At 66.3% G+C, this 17230-nt stretch carries 19 protein-coding genes; 15 read left to right on the forward strand and 4 right to left on the reverse strand.

Annotated elements, in window-relative coordinates:
* Nucleotides 1–156 precede the first annotated feature (156 nt).
* Complete coding sequence (locus tag MUN73_RS07755) at nucleotides 157–1275, forward strand: RNA ligase (protein WP_250139885.1); 1119 nt, start codon at nucleotides 157–159, stop codon at nucleotides 1273–1275.
* A 20-nt stretch (nucleotides 1276–1295) separates the two neighbouring features.
* On the opposite strand, the gene MUN73_RS07760 is transcribed toward MUN73_RS07755, so the two are convergent.
* Nucleotides 1296–1979, reverse strand: coding sequence for an MBL fold metallo-hydrolase (locus tag MUN73_RS07760; RefSeq protein WP_250139886.1), 684 nt, complete (start codon nucleotides 1977–1979; stop codon nucleotides 1296–1298).
* A gap of 249 nt (nucleotides 1980–2228) precedes the next feature.
* Here MUN73_RS07760 and MUN73_RS07765 point away from each other — a divergent pair, with 249 nt between their 5' ends.
* Together MUN73_RS07765 and MUN73_RS07770 are read left to right on the forward strand one after the other, a co-directional pair.
* Nucleotides 2229–2453, forward strand: coding sequence for a DUF7979 domain-containing protein (locus tag MUN73_RS07765; RefSeq protein ID WP_250139887.1), 225 nt, complete (start codon nucleotides 2229–2231; stop codon nucleotides 2451–2453).
* A 157-nt stretch (nucleotides 2454–2610) separates the two neighbouring features.
* Nucleotides 2611–3606 carry a hypothetical protein gene (locus MUN73_RS07770; protein ID WP_250139888.1) on the forward strand — a complete coding sequence of 332 codons (996 nt, stop codon included), beginning with the start codon at nucleotides 2611–2613 and terminating at the stop codon, nucleotides 3604–3606.
* Between the two features lie 99 nt (nucleotides 3607–3705).
* Here the strand turns inward: MUN73_RS07770 and MUN73_RS07775 are convergent, their stop codons facing one another.
* Nucleotides 3706–4872 (reverse strand): cystathionine gamma-synthase, encoded by a 1167-nt coding sequence (locus MUN73_RS07775; protein ID WP_250139889.1) that lies wholly within the window; start codon nucleotides 4870–4872, stop codon nucleotides 3706–3708.
* Between the two features lie 177 nt (nucleotides 4873–5049).
* Here MUN73_RS07775 and MUN73_RS07780 point away from each other — a divergent pair, with 177 nt between their 5' ends.
* The 10 genes from MUN73_RS07780 to MUN73_RS07825 all read left to right on the forward strand — a co-directional run bounded on the left by MUN73_RS07780 (nucleotide 5050) and on the right by MUN73_RS07825 (nucleotide 13427).
* On the forward strand, nucleotides 5050–6441 hold the full coding sequence (locus MUN73_RS07780; protein WP_250139890.1) for a selenium-binding family protein: 1392 nt from the start codon (nucleotides 5050–5052) through the stop codon (nucleotides 6439–6441).
* 1 nt (nucleotide 6442) lies between these two features.
* A complete protein-coding gene (locus MUN73_RS07785) occupies nucleotides 6443–7297 on the forward strand; it encodes a ZIP family metal transporter (RefSeq protein WP_250139891.1) in 855 nt (284 codons plus the stop codon).
* A 126-nt stretch (nucleotides 7298–7423) separates the two neighbouring features.
* Nucleotides 7424–7732, forward strand: coding sequence for a 50S ribosomal protein L21e (locus MUN73_RS07790; protein WP_250139892.1), 309 nt, complete (start codon nucleotides 7424–7426; stop codon nucleotides 7730–7732).
* Between the two features lie 10 nt (nucleotides 7733–7742).
* Nucleotides 7743–8099 (forward strand): RNA polymerase Rpb4 family protein, encoded by a 357-nt coding sequence (locus MUN73_RS07795; protein WP_250139893.1) that lies wholly within the window; start codon nucleotides 7743–7745, stop codon nucleotides 8097–8099.
* A gap of 124 nt (nucleotides 8100–8223) precedes the next feature.
* A complete protein-coding gene (locus MUN73_RS07800) occupies nucleotides 8224–8820 on the forward strand; it encodes a DUF655 domain-containing protein (protein ID WP_250139894.1) in 597 nt (198 codons plus the stop codon).
* Nucleotides 8821–8916: 96 nt separating this feature from the next.
* Nucleotides 8917–9309, forward strand: coding sequence for a VOC family protein (locus MUN73_RS07805; protein ID WP_250139895.1), 393 nt, complete (start codon nucleotides 8917–8919; stop codon nucleotides 9307–9309).
* Between the two features lie 79 nt (nucleotides 9310–9388).
* Entirely contained in the window at nucleotides 9389–10279 is an 891-nt protein-coding gene (locus MUN73_RS07810) for a 16S ribosomal RNA methyltransferase A (RefSeq protein ID WP_250139896.1), read from the forward strand.
* A gap of 91 nt (nucleotides 10280–10370) precedes the next feature.
* Nucleotides 10371–11582, forward strand: a complete 1212-nt coding sequence (locus MUN73_RS07815; RefSeq protein ID WP_250139897.1) for a mechanosensitive ion channel family protein — start codon at nucleotides 10371–10373, stop codon at nucleotides 11580–11582.
* Nucleotides 11583–12155: a HemK2/MTQ2 family protein methyltransferase gene (locus tag MUN73_RS07820; RefSeq protein WP_250139898.1), complete on the forward strand. Its 573-nt coding sequence runs from the start codon at nucleotides 11583–11585 to the stop codon at nucleotides 12153–12155.
* 45 nt (nucleotides 12156–12200) lie between these two features.
* Nucleotides 12201–13427 carry an outer membrane protein assembly factor BamB family protein gene (locus MUN73_RS07825; RefSeq protein WP_250139899.1) on the forward strand — a complete coding sequence of 409 codons (1227 nt, stop codon included), beginning with the start codon at nucleotides 12201–12203 and terminating at the stop codon, nucleotides 13425–13427.
* 52 nt (nucleotides 13428–13479) lie between these two features.
* Here the strand turns inward: MUN73_RS07825 and MUN73_RS07830 are convergent, their stop codons facing one another.
* The gene (locus tag MUN73_RS07830) at nucleotides 13480–14310 is read right to left on the reverse strand and encodes a VOC family protein (protein WP_250139900.1); all 831 of its coding nucleotides are present in this window, start codon (nucleotides 14308–14310) and stop codon (nucleotides 13480–13482) included.
* 198 nt (nucleotides 14311–14508) lie between these two features.
* Between MUN73_RS07830 and MUN73_RS07835 the strand changes: the two genes are divergently transcribed.
* Nucleotides 14509–15513, forward strand: coding sequence for a 5-methyltetrahydropteroyltriglutamate--homocysteine methyltransferase (locus tag MUN73_RS07835; RefSeq protein WP_250139901.1), 1005 nt, complete (start codon nucleotides 14509–14511; stop codon nucleotides 15511–15513).
* Nucleotides 15510–16586, forward strand: a complete 1077-nt coding sequence (locus MUN73_RS07840; RefSeq protein ID WP_250139902.1) for a methionine synthase — start codon at nucleotides 15510–15512, stop codon at nucleotides 16584–16586. The genes MUN73_RS07835 and MUN73_RS07840 overlap by 4 nt, the downstream gene beginning before the upstream one ends.
* Nucleotides 16587–16625: 39 nt before the next feature.
* Here the strand turns inward: MUN73_RS07840 and MUN73_RS07845 are convergent, their stop codons facing one another.
* Nucleotides 16626–17222, reverse strand: coding sequence for a hypothetical protein (locus MUN73_RS07845; RefSeq protein WP_250139903.1), 597 nt, complete (start codon nucleotides 17220–17222; stop codon nucleotides 16626–16628).
* Between the last annotated feature and the right edge of the window lie 8 nt (nucleotides 17223–17230).

Consider the following 17230-nt stretch of genomic DNA (forward strand, 5'->3'; position numbering starts at 1 on the left):
AGCCACTGAAAGTCAATGCACACCTGATCGCAGGACAGCTTTGCGATCAGTGTGTAAATCGTTTCAGTGGCTACTAGAGACGCCACCGTCGCGGGCCCGACTGCGGATCCGATCGGGGGGCGTGATTCTTCCGTCGGCGCGACGTAGCCCGACACGATGAGTGATACCGAGTACCACCGGACGCTCGGGATCGGAAAAGCCGCGTTCGACTCGCTCACGGAACACATGGAAGACCGGAGCTACGACGGACTCGAGTACCGGCACGTGCCGGACTACCGTCGCGGCGTCGAGCGCGGTACCGCCCTGATCGCGGGCGAGGTCGTCCGTGGGTTCCCCAAGATCCCGCGGACGCTCGTCCTCGAGACGGGGATCCCGAACTGGTTCGACGACGTGGTCGTCGTCGAGGAGAAACTGAACGGCTACAACGTCCGGTTCGCCCGGATCGACGGCGACGTCCTCGCGTTCTCCCGAAGTGGCATGGTCTGCCCGTTCACGACCCGATTCATCGATCGCCTCGTCGATCTCGACCCGCTCTTCGACGCCCATCCCGAGGCGATGGTCTGTGGCGAAATGATCGGTCCCGAGAACCCCTACACCGCCCACGACTACCCCGACGTCGACTCGCTGGCCTTCCGGGCGTTCGACTGGCGCGATCGGCAATCCGGCGACCCGCTCCCGGTCGACGAACGCCGGGCGCGGTACGATCGGTTCGATATTCCGCAGACGCAGTACTTCGGCAGCTACGACGTCGACGACGCGGCCGGCGAGGTCGATCGGATCGTCCGCGACCTCGAGGCCGAGGACCGGGAGGGCGTCGTGATGAAATCGCCCGACGGAACCGAACTACTGAAGTACACGACGTCGGCGGCGAACCAGGGGGATCTCGCGTACGCCTTCTCGCTCCCGTTCGATTACGGGCAGGCGTTCATGTTCCGCCGACTCATCCGCGAGGCGTTCCAGACGATCGAGCGCGGCGAATCCGACGAGCGAGCGAGCGAGCGCGCACACGAACTGGGGGAGGCGATCCTCCTCTCGATGCGCGACAGCATCCAGACCGTCGAAGAGGGTGGATCCGTCGGCGAACGACACACCGTCCGGGCCAGCACGGAGACGATCGACGTCCTCTTCGACCACCTCCGGGGCCAGGGCCTCCAGATCGAGGTCGAGGACGACCGGCGCGAGGACGGCGATCGAGTCGTCACGTTCTGCAAGCGGACCCAGGCGACGAACGACAAGATCGAGAACTATCTCGAGGGCCACATCGTCAAGGAGTGACCGCAGACGGTCGAACGCCGTCAGTTCCGATACTGGTCGTAAATCTCCGCGATCCGATCGCTCCCGGCGTCGACGTAGCCGCCGTGAAAGCACAGGGTGTGTTCGACGTCCCGCTCGGCGAGTCGACCGACGGAGTCCGTGGCGCGGTCCGTGTCCGGCGTGAACTCGGGTTTCGGCCCCTCGAGCGGAGCGTCCCCGTCGGCGACGAGCGCGTCGCCGGCGAGCAGGAGTCCGTCCTCGGGGAACAGCAACGAGATATGTCCCGGCGTGTGGCCGGGGGTCGCGACGACCTCCATCGGCCCTGCGAGCGTCGGAATCCGAACGCCGTCCGCGAGTTCGAGGTCCACCGCGACCGGCGCGTACCGATTGCCGCCGCCCTTGATCGGGTCGCGATCCCCCCTGACGTACGGTGCCTCGTCGCGATGGGTCGCGACGACGGCGTCGACGCGATCGAGCACGGCCGACAGCCCGCCGACGTGGTCGCCGTCGTGGTGGGTACAGACGATCAGCCAGACGTCCGTGATCGCATAGCCGAGGTTCTGCAGGTGCGCCTCGAGCGAATCCACCGCACCCTGCGGCCCGACGTCGATCAGGACCAGTCCGCGATCGGTCTCGACGACCGACGGCGTGATCGTCAGTTCGCGGCCGCCGTACTCGACGTCGATCGGAAGCGCGTGAACACCGGCTTCGTCGTGGTCGTTCATAGGACGCCGTTCGTCGGGGACCGAGAAAGGTGTGTGTCATTTCCCGGCCCGATCGGGTTCGTGGACGACCCGTGACGGCGAGGAGCCGATATCGGCTCGGATCGACGTGACGCGTGTGATCGATCGAGGCCCCGACTCGAATACTCATTCGTCCAATTCAAACGGGTTACAACGCCACTACTGTGTACGATCGTCAACTATCTGGGGAAAATTGAATATCTCCCACCCACAACCACGAGACATCGTACCATGAGTCAGCACGTCACAGCGGAACCGGTCGACGACGTCCCGGCCGACTCCACCGTCTGCCACTACGACGAACTGGGCGAAGCGGCGAAAGAACTGTTCCCCGACCTCGTCGGCGAGAGCGGTCCTGACGACGATTTCGACGCCGTCGACGAAGACGCCGCCGACGGGTTGCAACGATGCGATTTCGTCAAGTACACCGACTACTACGGAATCTCGGTCAACTGACCACGATCGATCGCCTTCCGTATCCAGTCTCGCGATTTCTGGCCCGTCCGCACCGAACCTGCGGGTTCGTCCCACCGCTACCGTCGTCGAACCCGCCACCGACTATTTTATCATCTTATATCAATAGATTTAATAATATATTAGAGTAAAATCATTCGTGGCGAGTAATCACCTCCAGTCCGAAACCACTGGACGAGACTCGATCGTCGCGGCCGTTCGTCGGCAGGAACTCCCCGAATCGATCGTCCCACTGCTCGATGCGTACGACGACGCGATCGGAAACCGGGATCCGTACCTCTGGCGCTGGCTCACGCACCTCTTTCCGAAGTTTACGCTCTCCTGCGTGGACGACGACCACGCCGGGCGCGCTCAGGAGGCGAAACTCCTCTCGTCGCTGTTCGTCACCGTCGTCGACGACGTCGCCGAGAAACGCGGCGATCGGGCCACGTTCGAGGAGGCGAGCAAAGTTCCGTTCGACTACTGTCAGGCGGATCCCGATCGCCGCGGGGTCGACGACGAGACGATCCGATTCCTCCAGCGCGTCTGGGCGACGTTTTCGGCGACGATCGAGGACAGTCCCCGTCTCGGAGCGTTCCGCGACGTCCTGAGGTTCGACCTGCAACAGGTCGTGCAGGCGATCGAGTACGCGAGGGTCGCCGACGCACACCCCGCGCTCGTCTCCGAACGCGATCTGTGGCGGTACGACGTTCACAACATGATGATCTTCGTCTACGCGGATCTCGACCTCGTGAATGCGCCGTCGTTCGACGCCGGCGAACTCGGGGCGCTCCGGCAACTGGTCCGGCGAACCCAGCGGATGGCCCGGATCTGCAACTGGCTCGTGACCTGGAAGCGCGAACTCCACGAGGGCGATCTCGTCTCCGGGATCGTCGTCCGCGCGCTCGAGTCCGGCGTCGTCTCGCGAGATCGACTCGAGGCCGTTCGGGCGTCTCCGACGCCGGAGACCGTCGATCCGGTGATCGAGGCGATCGAGGGGAGCGACCTCGAGGCCCAGTTCCTCGCGGACTGGCAGGCGGAGTACGACGCCGCAGGTACCCTCGTCGGCGACCTCGACTCGGTCGACGGGAAGGCCTATCTCGAGGCCTTCGAGCGGATCCTGGTTTACCACGTCGAGAGCAGGGGCCTGCTGTGAGACGGTCTGCTGTCACTGTGTCCCCGTGTTCCTGCACGGCGGGTCGTAGGTACGCCGGAACCGACTGACGGGAGTCCGTACGGTCCGGGGATCCCGACGTCACGTCCCGAGCGCGCGATCGATCGCGGCGTCGAGATCGGCGATCAGGTCGTCGACGTGTTCGATGCCGACGCTCACCCGGATGAGACTGTCCGTCAGACCGGCCTCGATGCGTTCCTCGCGCGGGATCGCGGCGTGAGTCATCGGGGCGGGCTGTTCGATCAGGCTCTCGACGCCGCCGAGGCTCTCCGCCAGCGTGAAGACCTCGGTGTTCGAGACGACCTCGCTAGCCTCCTCGAGAGTCGCGTCGAGTTCGAAACTCAGCATGCCGCCGAAGTCGTCCATCTGTTCGCGAGCGATCTCGTGGCCCGGGTGGGACTCGAGCCCCGGATAGTAGACCCGATCGACGTCGGGGTGGTCGTCCAGCCAGTCGGCGATCGCGCGCGCGTTCTCGCAGTGACGCTCCATACGGACGGGCAGGGTCTTGGTCCCCCGGAGGACGAGGAAGCAGTCGAACGGACCGGGCGTCGCGCCGACGGAGTTCTGGTAGAAGCCGAACTGTTCGTCTAACTCCTCGTCGTTCGTGAGCAGGGCGCCGCCGACGACGTCGGAGTGGCCGCCGAGGTACTTGGTCAGCGAGTGGGAGACGACGTCCGCGCCGAGGTCGAGGGGCCGCTGGAGGTACGGCGTCGCGAACGTGTTGTCGATCGCACAGAGCGCATCGTTCGCGTGGGCGATCTCGGCCGCGCCCTCGACGTCGACCACCGACATGAGCGGGTTGGTGGGGGTCTCGAGCCAGAGCAGTTCGGTCTCCGGCCGGAACGCGGCCTCGATCTCGTCGAGATCGGTCATATCCACGAAGGAGAACTCGACGTCGTAGTCCTCGTACACCTGGGTGAAGATGCGGTGGGTGCCGCCGTAGACGTCGTTGCCCGTCACCACGTGATCGCCCGCCTCGAGCAGGTTGAGCACGGTGTTGATCGAGCCCATACCGCTCGAGAAACAGCGGCCGTAGTCGGCATTCTCGAGGCTCGCGAGGTTCTCCTCGAGGTCGGTCCGGGTCGGGTTCCCGGTCCGGGAGTACTCGTAGCCGCGGTGGTCGCCCGGGGCGTCCTGCTCGTAGGTCGAGTTGGCGAAGATCGGGGTCATCAGCGCCCCCGTCTCCGCGTCGGGTTCCTGGCCGGCGTGGATCGATCGCGTCTCGATCCGGAACTGGTCGTCGTCCATACGCGGGCCGACGCGGCGGAGGTAAGTTATACTGACGACTCCGCCGTCGGGGCCGATCTCCGAGTATCGACCCCGCTCTATGCTCCGGGGGACGGGTCCGTAGAAACACAGGACCGAAGGTTTGCAAATATCTTTCTATAATATTTATTTATGTAGTCTAGACGCGTATCATACTGTATGGGCTCTAGCTCAGAACACCACAGCCACGCCCACGGCGAACACGAGCATCATGCCAGCGACGTGGGCTATGCAACGCCGCAGGCCGCCATCGAGCAGGCGGCCCGCGAGACCATCGGGTACGTACCGGCCCTCTACGTCGGGACGGACGTCGACGCCCCCGACATGCTGACGGTGGTCGACCTCGACCCCGACTCGGAGACGTACTGCGAGATTATCGATCGGATCGAGATGCCGGTCGAGGGCGACGAACTCCACCACTTCGGCTGGAACGCCTGTTCCTCGTCCTGCCACGTCGAGGGCGCACAGCGGCGCTACCTCGTCGTTCCTGGCAACCGATCGTCCCGGATTCACATCGTCGACACCGACGACCGCGAGAACCCCGAACTCGTGAAGGTGATCGAACCCGAGGAGGTGTTCGAACACGACCTCTCGGCGCCGCACACCGTCCACTGCATCCCGGACGAGAAGATCATGATCAGCATGCTCGGGAACGCCGACGGCGACCTCCCGGGCGGCTTCCTCCTCCTCGATTCGGACTTCGAGGTCGAGGGTCGGTGGGACGCGCCCGGCGACATCGAGATGAACTACGACTTCTGGTACCAGCCACGCCGGAACGTGATGGTTTCGAGCGAGTGGGCCGCTCCCGCGACCTACCAGCCCGGGTTCGACCTCGAGGACGTCGAAGCCGGAAAGTACGGCCAGAAACTCCACTTCTGGAACTGGGAGGATCGGACGGTCGAGCAGACGATCGATCTCGGCGAAGAAGGGATGGTCCCGCTCGAGGTGCGATTCCTCCACAGTCCCGACTCCGACCACGCGTACGTCGGCGCCGCGCTCTCGTCGAACATGTTCCACCTGTACGAGGAGAACGGGGACTGGCAGGCGAGCAAGGTCATCGACGTCGAACCCCGCGAGCACGAGGACTGGGACATGCCGGTCCCCGGTCTCATCACCGACCTCGTGATCTCGATGGACGACCAGTACCTGTTCTTCGCGAACTGGCTCCACGGGGAGGTCCGCATGTACGACATCTCCGACCGGTCGAACCCGCGACTGGTCGACACGGTCTCCGTCGGCGGCCTCTTCAGCGATCGCCAGGAGGTGAACGGGCGGACGATCAACGCCGGGCCGCAGATGCTCCAGTTCTCGCTGGACGGCGAGCGCCTCTACTTCACGACGTCGCTGTACTCGACCTGGGACAACCAGTTCTTCCCCGCGGAGGGTGAGGAGGGGTCGGTCATGCTGAAGGTCGACGTCGATCCCCGCAAGGGAACGATGACGCTCGACGAGGACTTCCTCGTCGACTTCGGCGAGTTACCGGACGGGCCCGCTCGCGCCCACGAGATCCGGTGGCCCGAGGGCGACTGCACCAGCGACATCTGGATGTAACGTGCACCGAACAGCCCGTCTCGAACGGATTCGCCCGCCCCGGACGACCGTCGTCGCGATAGCCATCGCACTCGTCGCCCTCTCGATCGGGCCGGCCGTCGCCAGTGCCCACGAGACGGGAGCGAGCGCACAGGGCCACGAAGCGACGGTGCCGTTTCTCGCGGCGATCGGCCTTTCGACCCTGCTCAGCGTCGCGATCGGCCTCGGAGCGGTTCGAGGCTTCCGGTCGAAACTCGCGTCCGATCCCGCGTCCGGATCCGATTCCGACCCCGCCGATCCGGATCGCGACCACGAGCACGGTGACGGCGCGGCGACCCGGATCGTGACGTCGGTCCTGCTGATCCTCCTCGGACTCCTGGCGCTGCTGTCGGTCGTCGGTCAGTACGCGGCCGTCGCGATCGGCGGCGTGCTCCTGGGTGGCGCGGTCGCGTGGGCCGGTCGTGCCCGGGGCGTCTCGCCGCACGACGGCTGTGCTGACGCCGCGTTCGGCGCGATCGCGCTCCACCGATCGGTCGAAGGCGTCCTCGTTGCGGGGGTCTACGTCGCGAGCGCCGCGCTCGGTCTGGTCGGCCTGGCGGTCCTGACGGTGCACGCGATCGGCGAGACCGTCGCGATCGGCGGCCTGTACGCGCCGGTCGGCCGGGGCTGGGCGATCGGGAGCGTCACCGGAGTCAACCTCGGGTTCCTCGCCGGTGCACTCGTCGGACGGTACCTCATCGACGTCGTCTCGCCGCCGATCGCGACGGTCGTTCTCGCCGGCGTCGGCGGGGTGCTTCTCGTGACGGGTATCATCGAACTCCGCGCGTCGACGCATCGGCGTCGTCGACTCAACGGCCCGACGCCGGGGCCAGGGTAACAGGGAGGTCGACCGCCTCGTCTGTCGGCGGGCGGCGATCGGATCCGGGTCGATTCTCGTTCGCGACCGCGACGACGGTGGAACGTGCGTTTTATAACCATCACCAAGTAAGAGGGGCGTACGACTATGCCGAAATCTAATGGCCCTCGTCAGGGAACCCGGAACAAACTTTCCAACGATCCCCGCGATCGCGGGGCGTCGCCGCCACAGCGAGCGATCCAGGAGTACGACGACGGACAGAAAGTCCACCTGAAGATCGACCCGAGCGTCCCGAAGGGCCGCTTCCACCCGCGCTTCGACGGCCACACCGGTGAGGTCGTCGGCAAACAGGGAGACGCGTTCAAGGTCGAGATCGACGACCGCGGCAAGATCAAGACGCTCATCGTGACCGCGGCCCACATGCGCGCACAGGACCAGGACCAGGTCGACGTCTGAGCCAGGACCCATGACGATCTTCAAAGAGATCGTCGACGAGGAGTTCCTGACGGTCTCGGAAACGAAGGAGCTGCTCGCCGACATCGAAGCCGAACGCGCACTGGACGAGGACCGCGAGCTCCGCTACGAACTCGCCCGCGCGATCGAACACGTCAACCGGTTCACCACGCTCGACCCCGAGGAGGCACAGGCGCTGGTCGACGACCTCCAGGAACTCGAGAAGGTCGACGAACCGACGGCGTACAAGATCGCGAACCTCCTGCCACGCGACCGGGACGAACTTCGATCGGTGTACGCACAGCAACGGTATTCGCTGTCCGGCGACGAACTCGACGACATTCTCAACGTCGTCGCGCAGTACCGGTGAGACGATCGGCACCGACGTACCGCCCGATCGCAGTCTTCGATAGGGATCAGCGATGCACTGGTTCGACGCCGACGGCTGAGAGCGGGCCGACTCTTTAAGTACGCCGTGGCCGTATCGACAACTAATGAGCGAAGCCGACAGCGACGAGACGGACGTTCGGCGCGCGGTCGTGTTGGATTACCTCGCACACGGTCTGTCGGACGACGGCCGCCCGCAGTACGAGAAGTCGCCGGCAGGGTACGCGCTCGAGGTCGAGGACTTCCGCCTCTACCAGGTCGCGTTCGACGAGGACGAACGCCTGACGATCGGGAGCGAGGTCGTCGTCGAACCGCCGGCAGAGCGCGAGGTAGTCACCGAAGCCCACCGGGTCGAGTACGAGGACCTCTCGTCGGGCGCCCAGTCCGAACTCGAGTACGTCGTCGACGACCTCGTCGAGGAGAACGAGGAGCGGTTCGTCGACTTCTACAACGACGCCCAACCGATCACGTTGCGACTCCACCAGTTGAACCTCCTGCCGGGGATCGGGAAGAAACTCCGGAACGGCATCCTCGACGAGCGCAAGCGCAAGCCCTTCGAGAGCTTCGACGACCTCTCCGATCGAGTCTCGGGGCTGCACGATCCCGACGAGATCCTCGTCGAGCGTATCCTCGAAGAACTGCGCGACGACGACCTGAAGTACCAGACGTTCGTCGGGCGACGCGAACAGGAACAGAACCAGTAGTCGATCCGCAGTGTCTCCGGGCGGACTGGGCATCGATACCGCCAGTTCGCCACCGGGAACCGCCACCTCTTTTGTCACGTGGCGTGACTGTCGGCCATGGATCCGAACTGGATCGATCACCTGAATCTCCGCATTCCGGCGGACAGCGTCGACGAGTTCGTCTCGCTGTACCGCGATGCGCTCGGCTTCGAGTTCGAGCACCTGCCGGCGTACCGGGACGGCGAGCAGGGCTTTTTCTTCGTCCGCCTCACCGAGGAGACGGTCTGGCACGTCTCGCCGACCGAGTCGTTCTCGCGACCCTCCCGCGAGGCGGTCAACCACGTCGCGGTGTTCGTCGACGAGCCCCGATCGGTCGTCCGGGACCGACTCGAGGACAGCGCCGCGGAAATCGTCGAGGAAGCGACGCGACTCGGTGCAACGGGCCGGTATCCGTCGATTTACTTCGAGGACCCGTTCGGCTACCTCGTCGAGATCAAATCGCCCGCGTAGTCGGTCCGGCACGGCACCCGATCGGATCCCCGACGTCGAAGACGGTGCGTTTACACCCGTTCCGTCCCAACCGTCGCCAATGAGAGATCCAGACGGACTGATCGCTCGGGCGGGCGTGCGGGGCGATCCGGATCGCGACCAGCATTTCCTCGTCGACGATCGTGTCCTCGATCGCCTGCCGACCTACCTCGAGGATGGCGAGGCGCCACGCGCCTCGGATACTGCGAGCGGGGATCCCCCGCGAGCGGAGATCGACGCCGACACGAGCCACGTCCTCGAGATCGGCGGCGGGACGGGCGCGCTGACCGATCGGCTGCTCGCGGTCGCCGACGAGGTCACCGTCGTCGAGCGCGATCGAACCCTCGCGGGGTTCCTGCGCGAGGAGTTCGCCGACGCGATCGACGAGGGGCGACTGACGGTGATCGAGGGCGACGCCCTCGAGGTCGACCTGCCCGAGTTCACCGCGTCCGTGTCGAACCTGCCGTACGGCGTCTCGAGCGAGATTACCTTCCAATTGCTTCCCGAGGAGCGGCCGCTGGTGCTGATGTTCCAGCAGGAGTTCGCCGAGCGGATGGTCGCCGATCCCGGAACCAGCGAGTACGGGCGGCTCTCGGTCTCCACCCAGCACTACGCGGAGCCGGAACTCGTCGAGACGGTGCCGAAGGAGGCGTTCTCCCCGCCGCCGGCGGTCGAGAGCGCGGTGGTCCGACTGGTCCCGCGGGACCCGGACTACGAGATCGACGACGAGGAGTTCTTCCTGCGGTTCGTCAAGGCGCTGTTCACCCAGCGACGGAAGACGGTCCGGAACGGCATCCGGAACACGGCCCACATCACGTCCCTCGAGGACCCCGACGCGGTCGTCGACGCGGCCGACGAAGCACTGCTCCGGAAACGCCCGGACGCGATGACGCCCGCCGAATTCGCGCAACTGGCGACGCTCGCGATCGAGGTCGGTGAACCGACGGCGTGATCGCACCTGTCAACCGATCGACCCCGTCCGGCGCTGACCGACGGATACTCAAAGCTGGACGGCCGAATCGGTCGACAGATCACACAGATCCATGACCGGTGTCGTGTCGGGACTCGACTGGCTGTCGGAAACCGTCGAATCGCAACCCCAGCGGCTCGCGGTGACGTTCGCAGCCTTCGGGTTCCTGCTCGCCGTATTGATCTCCTCCCGGCGACTCCAGGCGTGGCTCAACGAACGGACACGACCGCTGTACAGCGACATCGTCACGATGGTCGTGCTCACCGCGAGTTGCGTCGCGAGCCTCGGCGTCGTCGTCGGCGTCTGGGGTCAGACCGACGTTCTACAGAATGCCTACGATACCTACGGGTTCGGCAGCGACGCGGTCGCCCGGTCGATCGTCACGTTCATCCTCCTCGTCGCGACGTTCATCGTCACGCGGTTCGTCCGCCGGGTCGTCGCGGAGGTCCTCGGCTCCGCCGCGGCGGTGACCGACCACCAGCGAGAGGTGACTCACCGCCTCTCGCAGGTGATCATCTGGTCGGTGTCGCTCGTCGTCATCCTCGGCGTCTGGGTCGACGACCTCGGTGGCCTGCTGGTCGGGGCCGGCTTCCTCGGGATCGTCGTCGGTATGGCGGCACGCCAGACGCTCGGGACGATGCTCGCCGGGTTCGTCCTGATGTTCGCCCGACCGTTCGAGATCGGCGACTGGATCGAGGTCGAGGACGAGGAGGGGATCGTCACCGACATCTCGATCGTCAACACCCGCCTCAAGTCCTTCGACGGCGAGTACATCATGATCCCCAACGACGTCATCGCCTCGAGTACGGTGACGAACCGATCGAAGCGGGGACGGCTCCGCATCGAAGTCGAGGTCGGCGTCGACTACGGGACGGACGTCGATCGGGCGGCAACGCTCGCGGAGGACGCACTCGCGGACGTCGATCTCGCACTCGACGCGCCGTCGCCGATGGTCGTCGGCAAGTCGTTCGGCGACTCGGCGGTGGTGCTCGGCGTCCGGTTCTGGATCGACAGGCCGAGCGCGCGACGCCACTGGCGGGCCCGGACCGCCGCGATCGAGGCGATCAAAACGGCCTTCGAAGAGGAGGGGATCAAGATCCCCTACCCGCAGCGCGAACTGTCCGGCCGGGCCGAAACCGGCGGCTTCCGGATCTCGGACGGCCCGGAAGGGGCGTTCGACGGTGACGGTGGCCGACCGAGAGGCGAACCCGCCGAGGCCGGATCCAACGGGGACGACGATCGATCCGGTTCCGACCACCAGTTGTCACAGCCGGAGGGATCGTAGATGGGCCTCGAGGACCGGCGGGGGCTCGAACGCGACGTGTACCAGCCAGCGGAGGACTCGGCGCTGCTCGCCGAGACCGCCGCCGAACGGATCGACGACGACGCGCTCGTGCTGGAGGTCGGCACTGGGTCGGGCTACGTCGCGTCCCGGATCGCCGAAGAGACCGATGCCCGCGTGATCGCCTCGGACCTGAATCCCCACGCCGTCCGAGAGGCCCGGAGCGAGGGGGTCGAGACGGTCCGGGCCGATCTGGTATCGCCGTTCGCCGACGGCGCGTTCGACGCGGTCGCGTTCAACCCGCCCTACCTGCCGACCGACCCCGACAACGAGTGGGACGACTGGATGGAACGAGCCCTCTCGGGCGGCGAAGACGGCCGGGCCGTCATCGATCCGTTTCTCGCGACCGTCGGCCGCGTGCTGGCCCCCGACGGCGTCGTCTACCTGCTCGTCAGCAGCCTCACCGGCGTCGACGAGGTCGTCGAACGCGCGGGCAAGGAGGGGTTCAGCGCCGTCGCGGTCGCCGACGAGTCGTTCCCGTTCGAGACGCTGACCGTGCTCGAATTGCTGCGCTGACCCGGTACCGAAGGTATTTACCGGATCTCCTGTGACGTAACGAATATGTCTCCGTCACGACGTGCCCTCCTGGCGAGCGTCGGTGCCGCGAGCGCGACGATCGCGGGGTGTTCTGAACTCTCGCGAGAGGTATCGACGCCCGACCCCGACGAGCCGCCGGAGTCGGGCGTCGGCGAACTCCCGGATCCGGGCCGACACGTCAGCGGTGCGAACGGCGAGTGGTCGACGTTCGGGTGCAACGCCGCCAACACGCGTGCGATCGCGGACGGCGAAGCGCCGGTCGACGGGGTGACCGAACGCTGGCGCGTCGAGGTCGCGCAGACCGCCTATCGAGAACCGATCGTCGCGGACGATCGCGTCTATTTCCTCGACGTAGACACCCTCCGGGTCTTCGACGCCGACGACGGGACGGAGCTGTGGACGGTTCCCGACGTCGATACTGTACCGTTGCTCTGGGACGGCGTCGCGTACGTCTCGACCCACGAGTCGGTCCGTGCGATCGATTCGGACAACGGCGGGATCCTGTGGGAGCGCTCGTTCGAGACGCCGGGCCGGGCGACGACGCCGGCCACGTACGACGGATCGTCGCTGGTCTGCGGGGCGGGCGAGGAAGTCGTCTCGCTCGATCCCGAGAACGGCGACGTCCAGTGGCGACGGGACGTCTTCGGGCAGGTCATCGATCACGCAGCGATCGCTCAGGGATACTACTGGATCGTCGCCACGGAGGCCGGGATGGTCTACGCCATCGACGACGGCGGGCGCGGGTGGCGCCAGTGGCGGCTTCCCGCAGGGCCAACGTGTCCGCCCAGCATCGACACCGATGCGGTCTACGTCACCTGCCGGAACGGGACGACCTACGCCCTGACGATGGACGAGCAGGCGGACGCCGCGGACGGGATCCGCTGGTCGGTAGACACCGGGCAGGCGGAACGCGGAATCGCTCTCGCCGAGGGAGTCGTCTACGTCGCCACTCTCTCGGGAACGCTCCACGCCATCGATTCGGCGTCCGGAACCCGGTACTGGAAATACGACATCGGCGACTGGCAGCACACCGCGCCGGTGCTCGGCCGCGACACCCTGTTCGTCGGCGGCGATCGACTCTGGGCAGTCGATCCGACGCCCGGCGACGATCCGGACCGCGGGCCGGCGCTCCGATTCGATCGGTCCTTCGACGGTCGCGTCGGACCGGGGCCAGTTCTCGACGACGGCACGCTCTACGTCGTCGCGGAAGTCGAGCGAGACGAGACGTACGCGCTGCTTGCCCTGGAGTGAGCGGACGGCGACCGCGGCCCGAGACAGCGAGTCGTCGCTTCGACCGATCGACTCACGATCGCTCGACGACGCCGAGTCGACGGCCGAGGGGCTCCGACTCGAAGAACGCGACCCGGCCGTCGGGCCACTCGATCGGGTCGGTCAGCGGATAGGCCGCCCGCGCGGTCGCGAGGTCGTCGGTCGCCAGGAGACACGAACACGGACAGTCGGGGAACCGGTCGAGGCGATCGGCGAGCCAGCCGTCGTCCGTCGGGGTCGCGAAGGCTACCGGCTGGCCGGGGACCGAGGCGACGGTTCCGATCCCGGGGACCTCGTCGCGAACCGGGGTCGGGATCCGATAGCAGTCCCGGAACGTCCGGACGGCCTCGCCGAGATCCGTCACGCCGAGGACGACCTGTCCGATCCCGGTGAGCGGGCCGCCGGCGACGCTCGGGGAGGGTTCGACGCGAGCCGACAGCGGGGTCCGATCCGCGATCGCGAACGGGAACAGGAGTCGATCGTCGTCCGTCCCGAACTCGGCCCGGTCCCACTCGACGAGGGTGCCGTCCTCGCGTTCGCGGGAGCCGTAGAGCGGCCCCCGGACGGGGTATCCCCGCTCGAGGACGCGTTTGCACGCCGCGACGATGTCGGGAACCCGAACGCACCAGGCGGCCGGACCCGCGTCGGCGCGGATGTGGTCGGGCCAGAAGTCGTGCTCGCCGTCCGCCCGTTCCGAGATGAGTTCGAGGTACGACTCGTCCTCGAAGCCGAGGACGGACATGTGCGTGACGCCGTTGCCGTGGACGCCGCCGTACTCGGGATCGAGTCCGAGTCGATCGAACTCCTCGCCGGTCGCCGCGAGGTCCCGGACCGCGAACGGAACGTGGTCGATGGTCAGTTCCATACCGGGGGTCTCTCGGCCGGGGAGATAACTCCCCTGCCGGTCGTCGTCGTGCCGCGGACGCTGTGAGCGCCCAGTTAGCGGCCGATCGCGGCGACGATCGACCGATCGAACCGCCGCCATCGTCCCGTGAGGATTACTGTCGTGTATTAGATGGGATGGAAAATATTAAGCGTCGGTATAGCCTAGCCCGCCTCACGAATGACTGATTACGTCTCGACCACGCCGGGGCTGTATCCGCTCCCGGACTGGGCGAAAGACGACCTCTCGGACCTCAAAGGTCACCAGAAGGGCGACCTCGTCAGCGGCGACGAGGGCGAGGAGATCACCGCGGCCTACGAGCAGGCCCGCGAGGACGTGATCGCCGTCCAGCAGGACGCCGGCCTCGATCGGATCGTCGAAGGGCAACTGCGCTGGGACGACATGCTCGCCCACCCGCTGGCGGTCCACGACGCCGTCGAAACGCGCGGGATCGTCCGCTACTACGACAACAACAACTTCTATCGCGAACCCGTCGTCCAGGACGACCTCGGCTTCTCCGGCGACGTCGCCGGTGAACTCGAGTCCGCGGTAGAACTGGCCGACGGCGACGACCTGCAGGCCGTCCTCCCCGGCCCCTACTCGCTCGCCGATCTCGCGACGGACGAACACTACGGCGACGAGGCCGACTTCCTCGCGGCGATCGCCGACTTCCTCGCGGGCGAGGTCGACGCCTTCCCCGACCACGAGACGCTGTTCCTGCTCGAACCGTCGCTCGTCGAGAACGCCCCCGAGGACGGCGAAGACGAGCGTGCCAGCGAGGCGATCGATCGAGTCGCGGGCGCGACCGACGCCGACGTCGTCGTCCAGCCCTACTGGGGCGCGCTCGAGGAGAAGGTCTACGCCCACCTGCTCGACGCCGATATCGACGCGGTCGGCTTCGACTTCGTGGCCGAACAGGAGGACAACGTGTACAATCTCCAGGAGTACGGCGCGACCGACGGCGTCTCGCTGGGGCTCGCCGACGGGCAGAACACGCTCGTCGAGGATCCCGAGGCGATCCGCGACCGGGTCGACTGGGTGTACGACCAGCTTCCAGTCACGGAGTTCGAGACGGTCTACCTGACGACGAACACGGAGACGTTCTACCTGCCGTACAGCAAGTTCGAGGAGAAACTCGCGGTCCTCGCCGAGGCCGCGGACCTCGCGGAGGTGAAAGCAGCATGAGCACGAACGAGAACAAGGATCAGTTCCGGCCCGAGAACCACGAGCACGACCACTTCCTGCTGACGACCGTCGTCGGCAGCTACCCCAAGCCGAAGTGGCTCAACCGCGCGAAGGAACTCTACGAGGACCCCGACCACGATTTCGACGCGGACGACTGGCGGGAAGCGAAAGACGACGCCGCTCGCCTCATCACGCAGGAACACGAACGGGCGGGTCTCGACGCCGTCGTCGACGGCGAGATGCGGCGCAACGAGATGGTCGAGTTCTTCGCCCACCGCATCGAGGGCTACGAGTTCAACGGCCCCGTCAAGGTCTGGGGACACAACTACTTCGACAAACCGAGCGTCGTCGACGAGGTCGAGTACGACGAGAACTGGCTGGTCGACGAATACGAGTTCACCGCGAGCGCGACCGATCGGCCGGTCAAGGTCCCGATCACGGGTCCGTACACCCTCGCGAGCTGGTCGTTCAACGAGGCCTACGAGGACGACGAGGAACTCGCCTACGACCTCGCCGACCTCGTCAACGAGGAGATCGAGAAACTCGTCGACGCCGGCGCGCGCTACATCCAGATCGACGAACCGGCCCTCGCGACGACGCCGGACGACCACGCGATCGTCGGCGAGGCGCTCGAGCACATCGTCGCCGACATTCCCGACGACGTCCGCATCGGCCTCCACGTCTGCTACGGCGACTACTCCCGGATCTACCCCGAGATCCTGGAGTTCCCGGTCGACGAGTTCGACCTCGAACTCGCCAACGGCGACTACGAGCAACTGGACGTGTTCAAGGATCCCGAGTTCGAGAAGGACCTCGCGCTCGGCGTCTGTGACGTCCACGTCGCCGAGGTCGAGTCCGTCGAACAGATCGAGGAGAACATCGAGAAGGGGCTCGAGGTCGTCCCGCCGGAACAGCTCGTCGTCTCGCCGGACTGCGGCGTGAAACTCCTGCCCCGCGACGTCGCCTACGGCAAGATGGAGAACATGGTGCAGGCGGCCCGCAACGTCGAGGCGAAGCTCGACGAGGGCACTATCGACGTCGACCGCGGCACTGCGGCGCCCGCGGACGACTGAAGCCGGTTCGATTCTGACTGTTCGGGGATCGACTCGGCCTCACGGGAGGTCGATGCTGGCCAGCGGGCCGCCGCTGCCGACGACGATCGATCCGTCGCGACGAACGATGATTCCGTAGCCGAGCAGGTCGAGTTCGAAGATCACGTCGGTTCCAGACCCGCCGTCGCTCCTGACCGATTTCTCGACGGCGAACGTCAGCGACTCGACCGTTGGAGAGTCGCCAGCGATCGTCTCGATCGTCTCCGTCGGGACGTCCCGGATCTCGCCGTGGACGGTAAACGAGAGGACGTCGGGCGGCGAATCGAGCGAGTCGGGTCCCCCGTCGGTCGTCGGGGAGAGCGCGTCGATGCCGGCCGCGACGTCGGCCCCGTCCGGCGTGGCCACGCCGACGTCGACGGCGTCGAGGCGGAGCGACGCCCGGTCCGTCAGATCGATCGGGACGGCGTCCGTGCCGTCGGCGGAGACGGTTACGCGAACGGGATCCAGCGTCGCGCCCTCGAACTGTCCGAGCAACGCGTCGGTGATCGTCAGGCTCCCGGCCACGACGAACTCGATTCGATCCGCCGATCGCGTTTCCACCGTCGCCTCCGTCAGCCGTACGTTCTCGGTGTCGTCGAACTGAAGTGTGACGCTCATGGATCTCT

Origin of the sequence: Halosolutus amylolyticus (genome assembly GCF_023566055.1) — an archaeon.
Taxonomy (GTDB): Archaea; Halobacteriota; Halobacteria; order Halobacteriales; family Natrialbaceae; genus Halosolutus; species Halosolutus amylolyticus.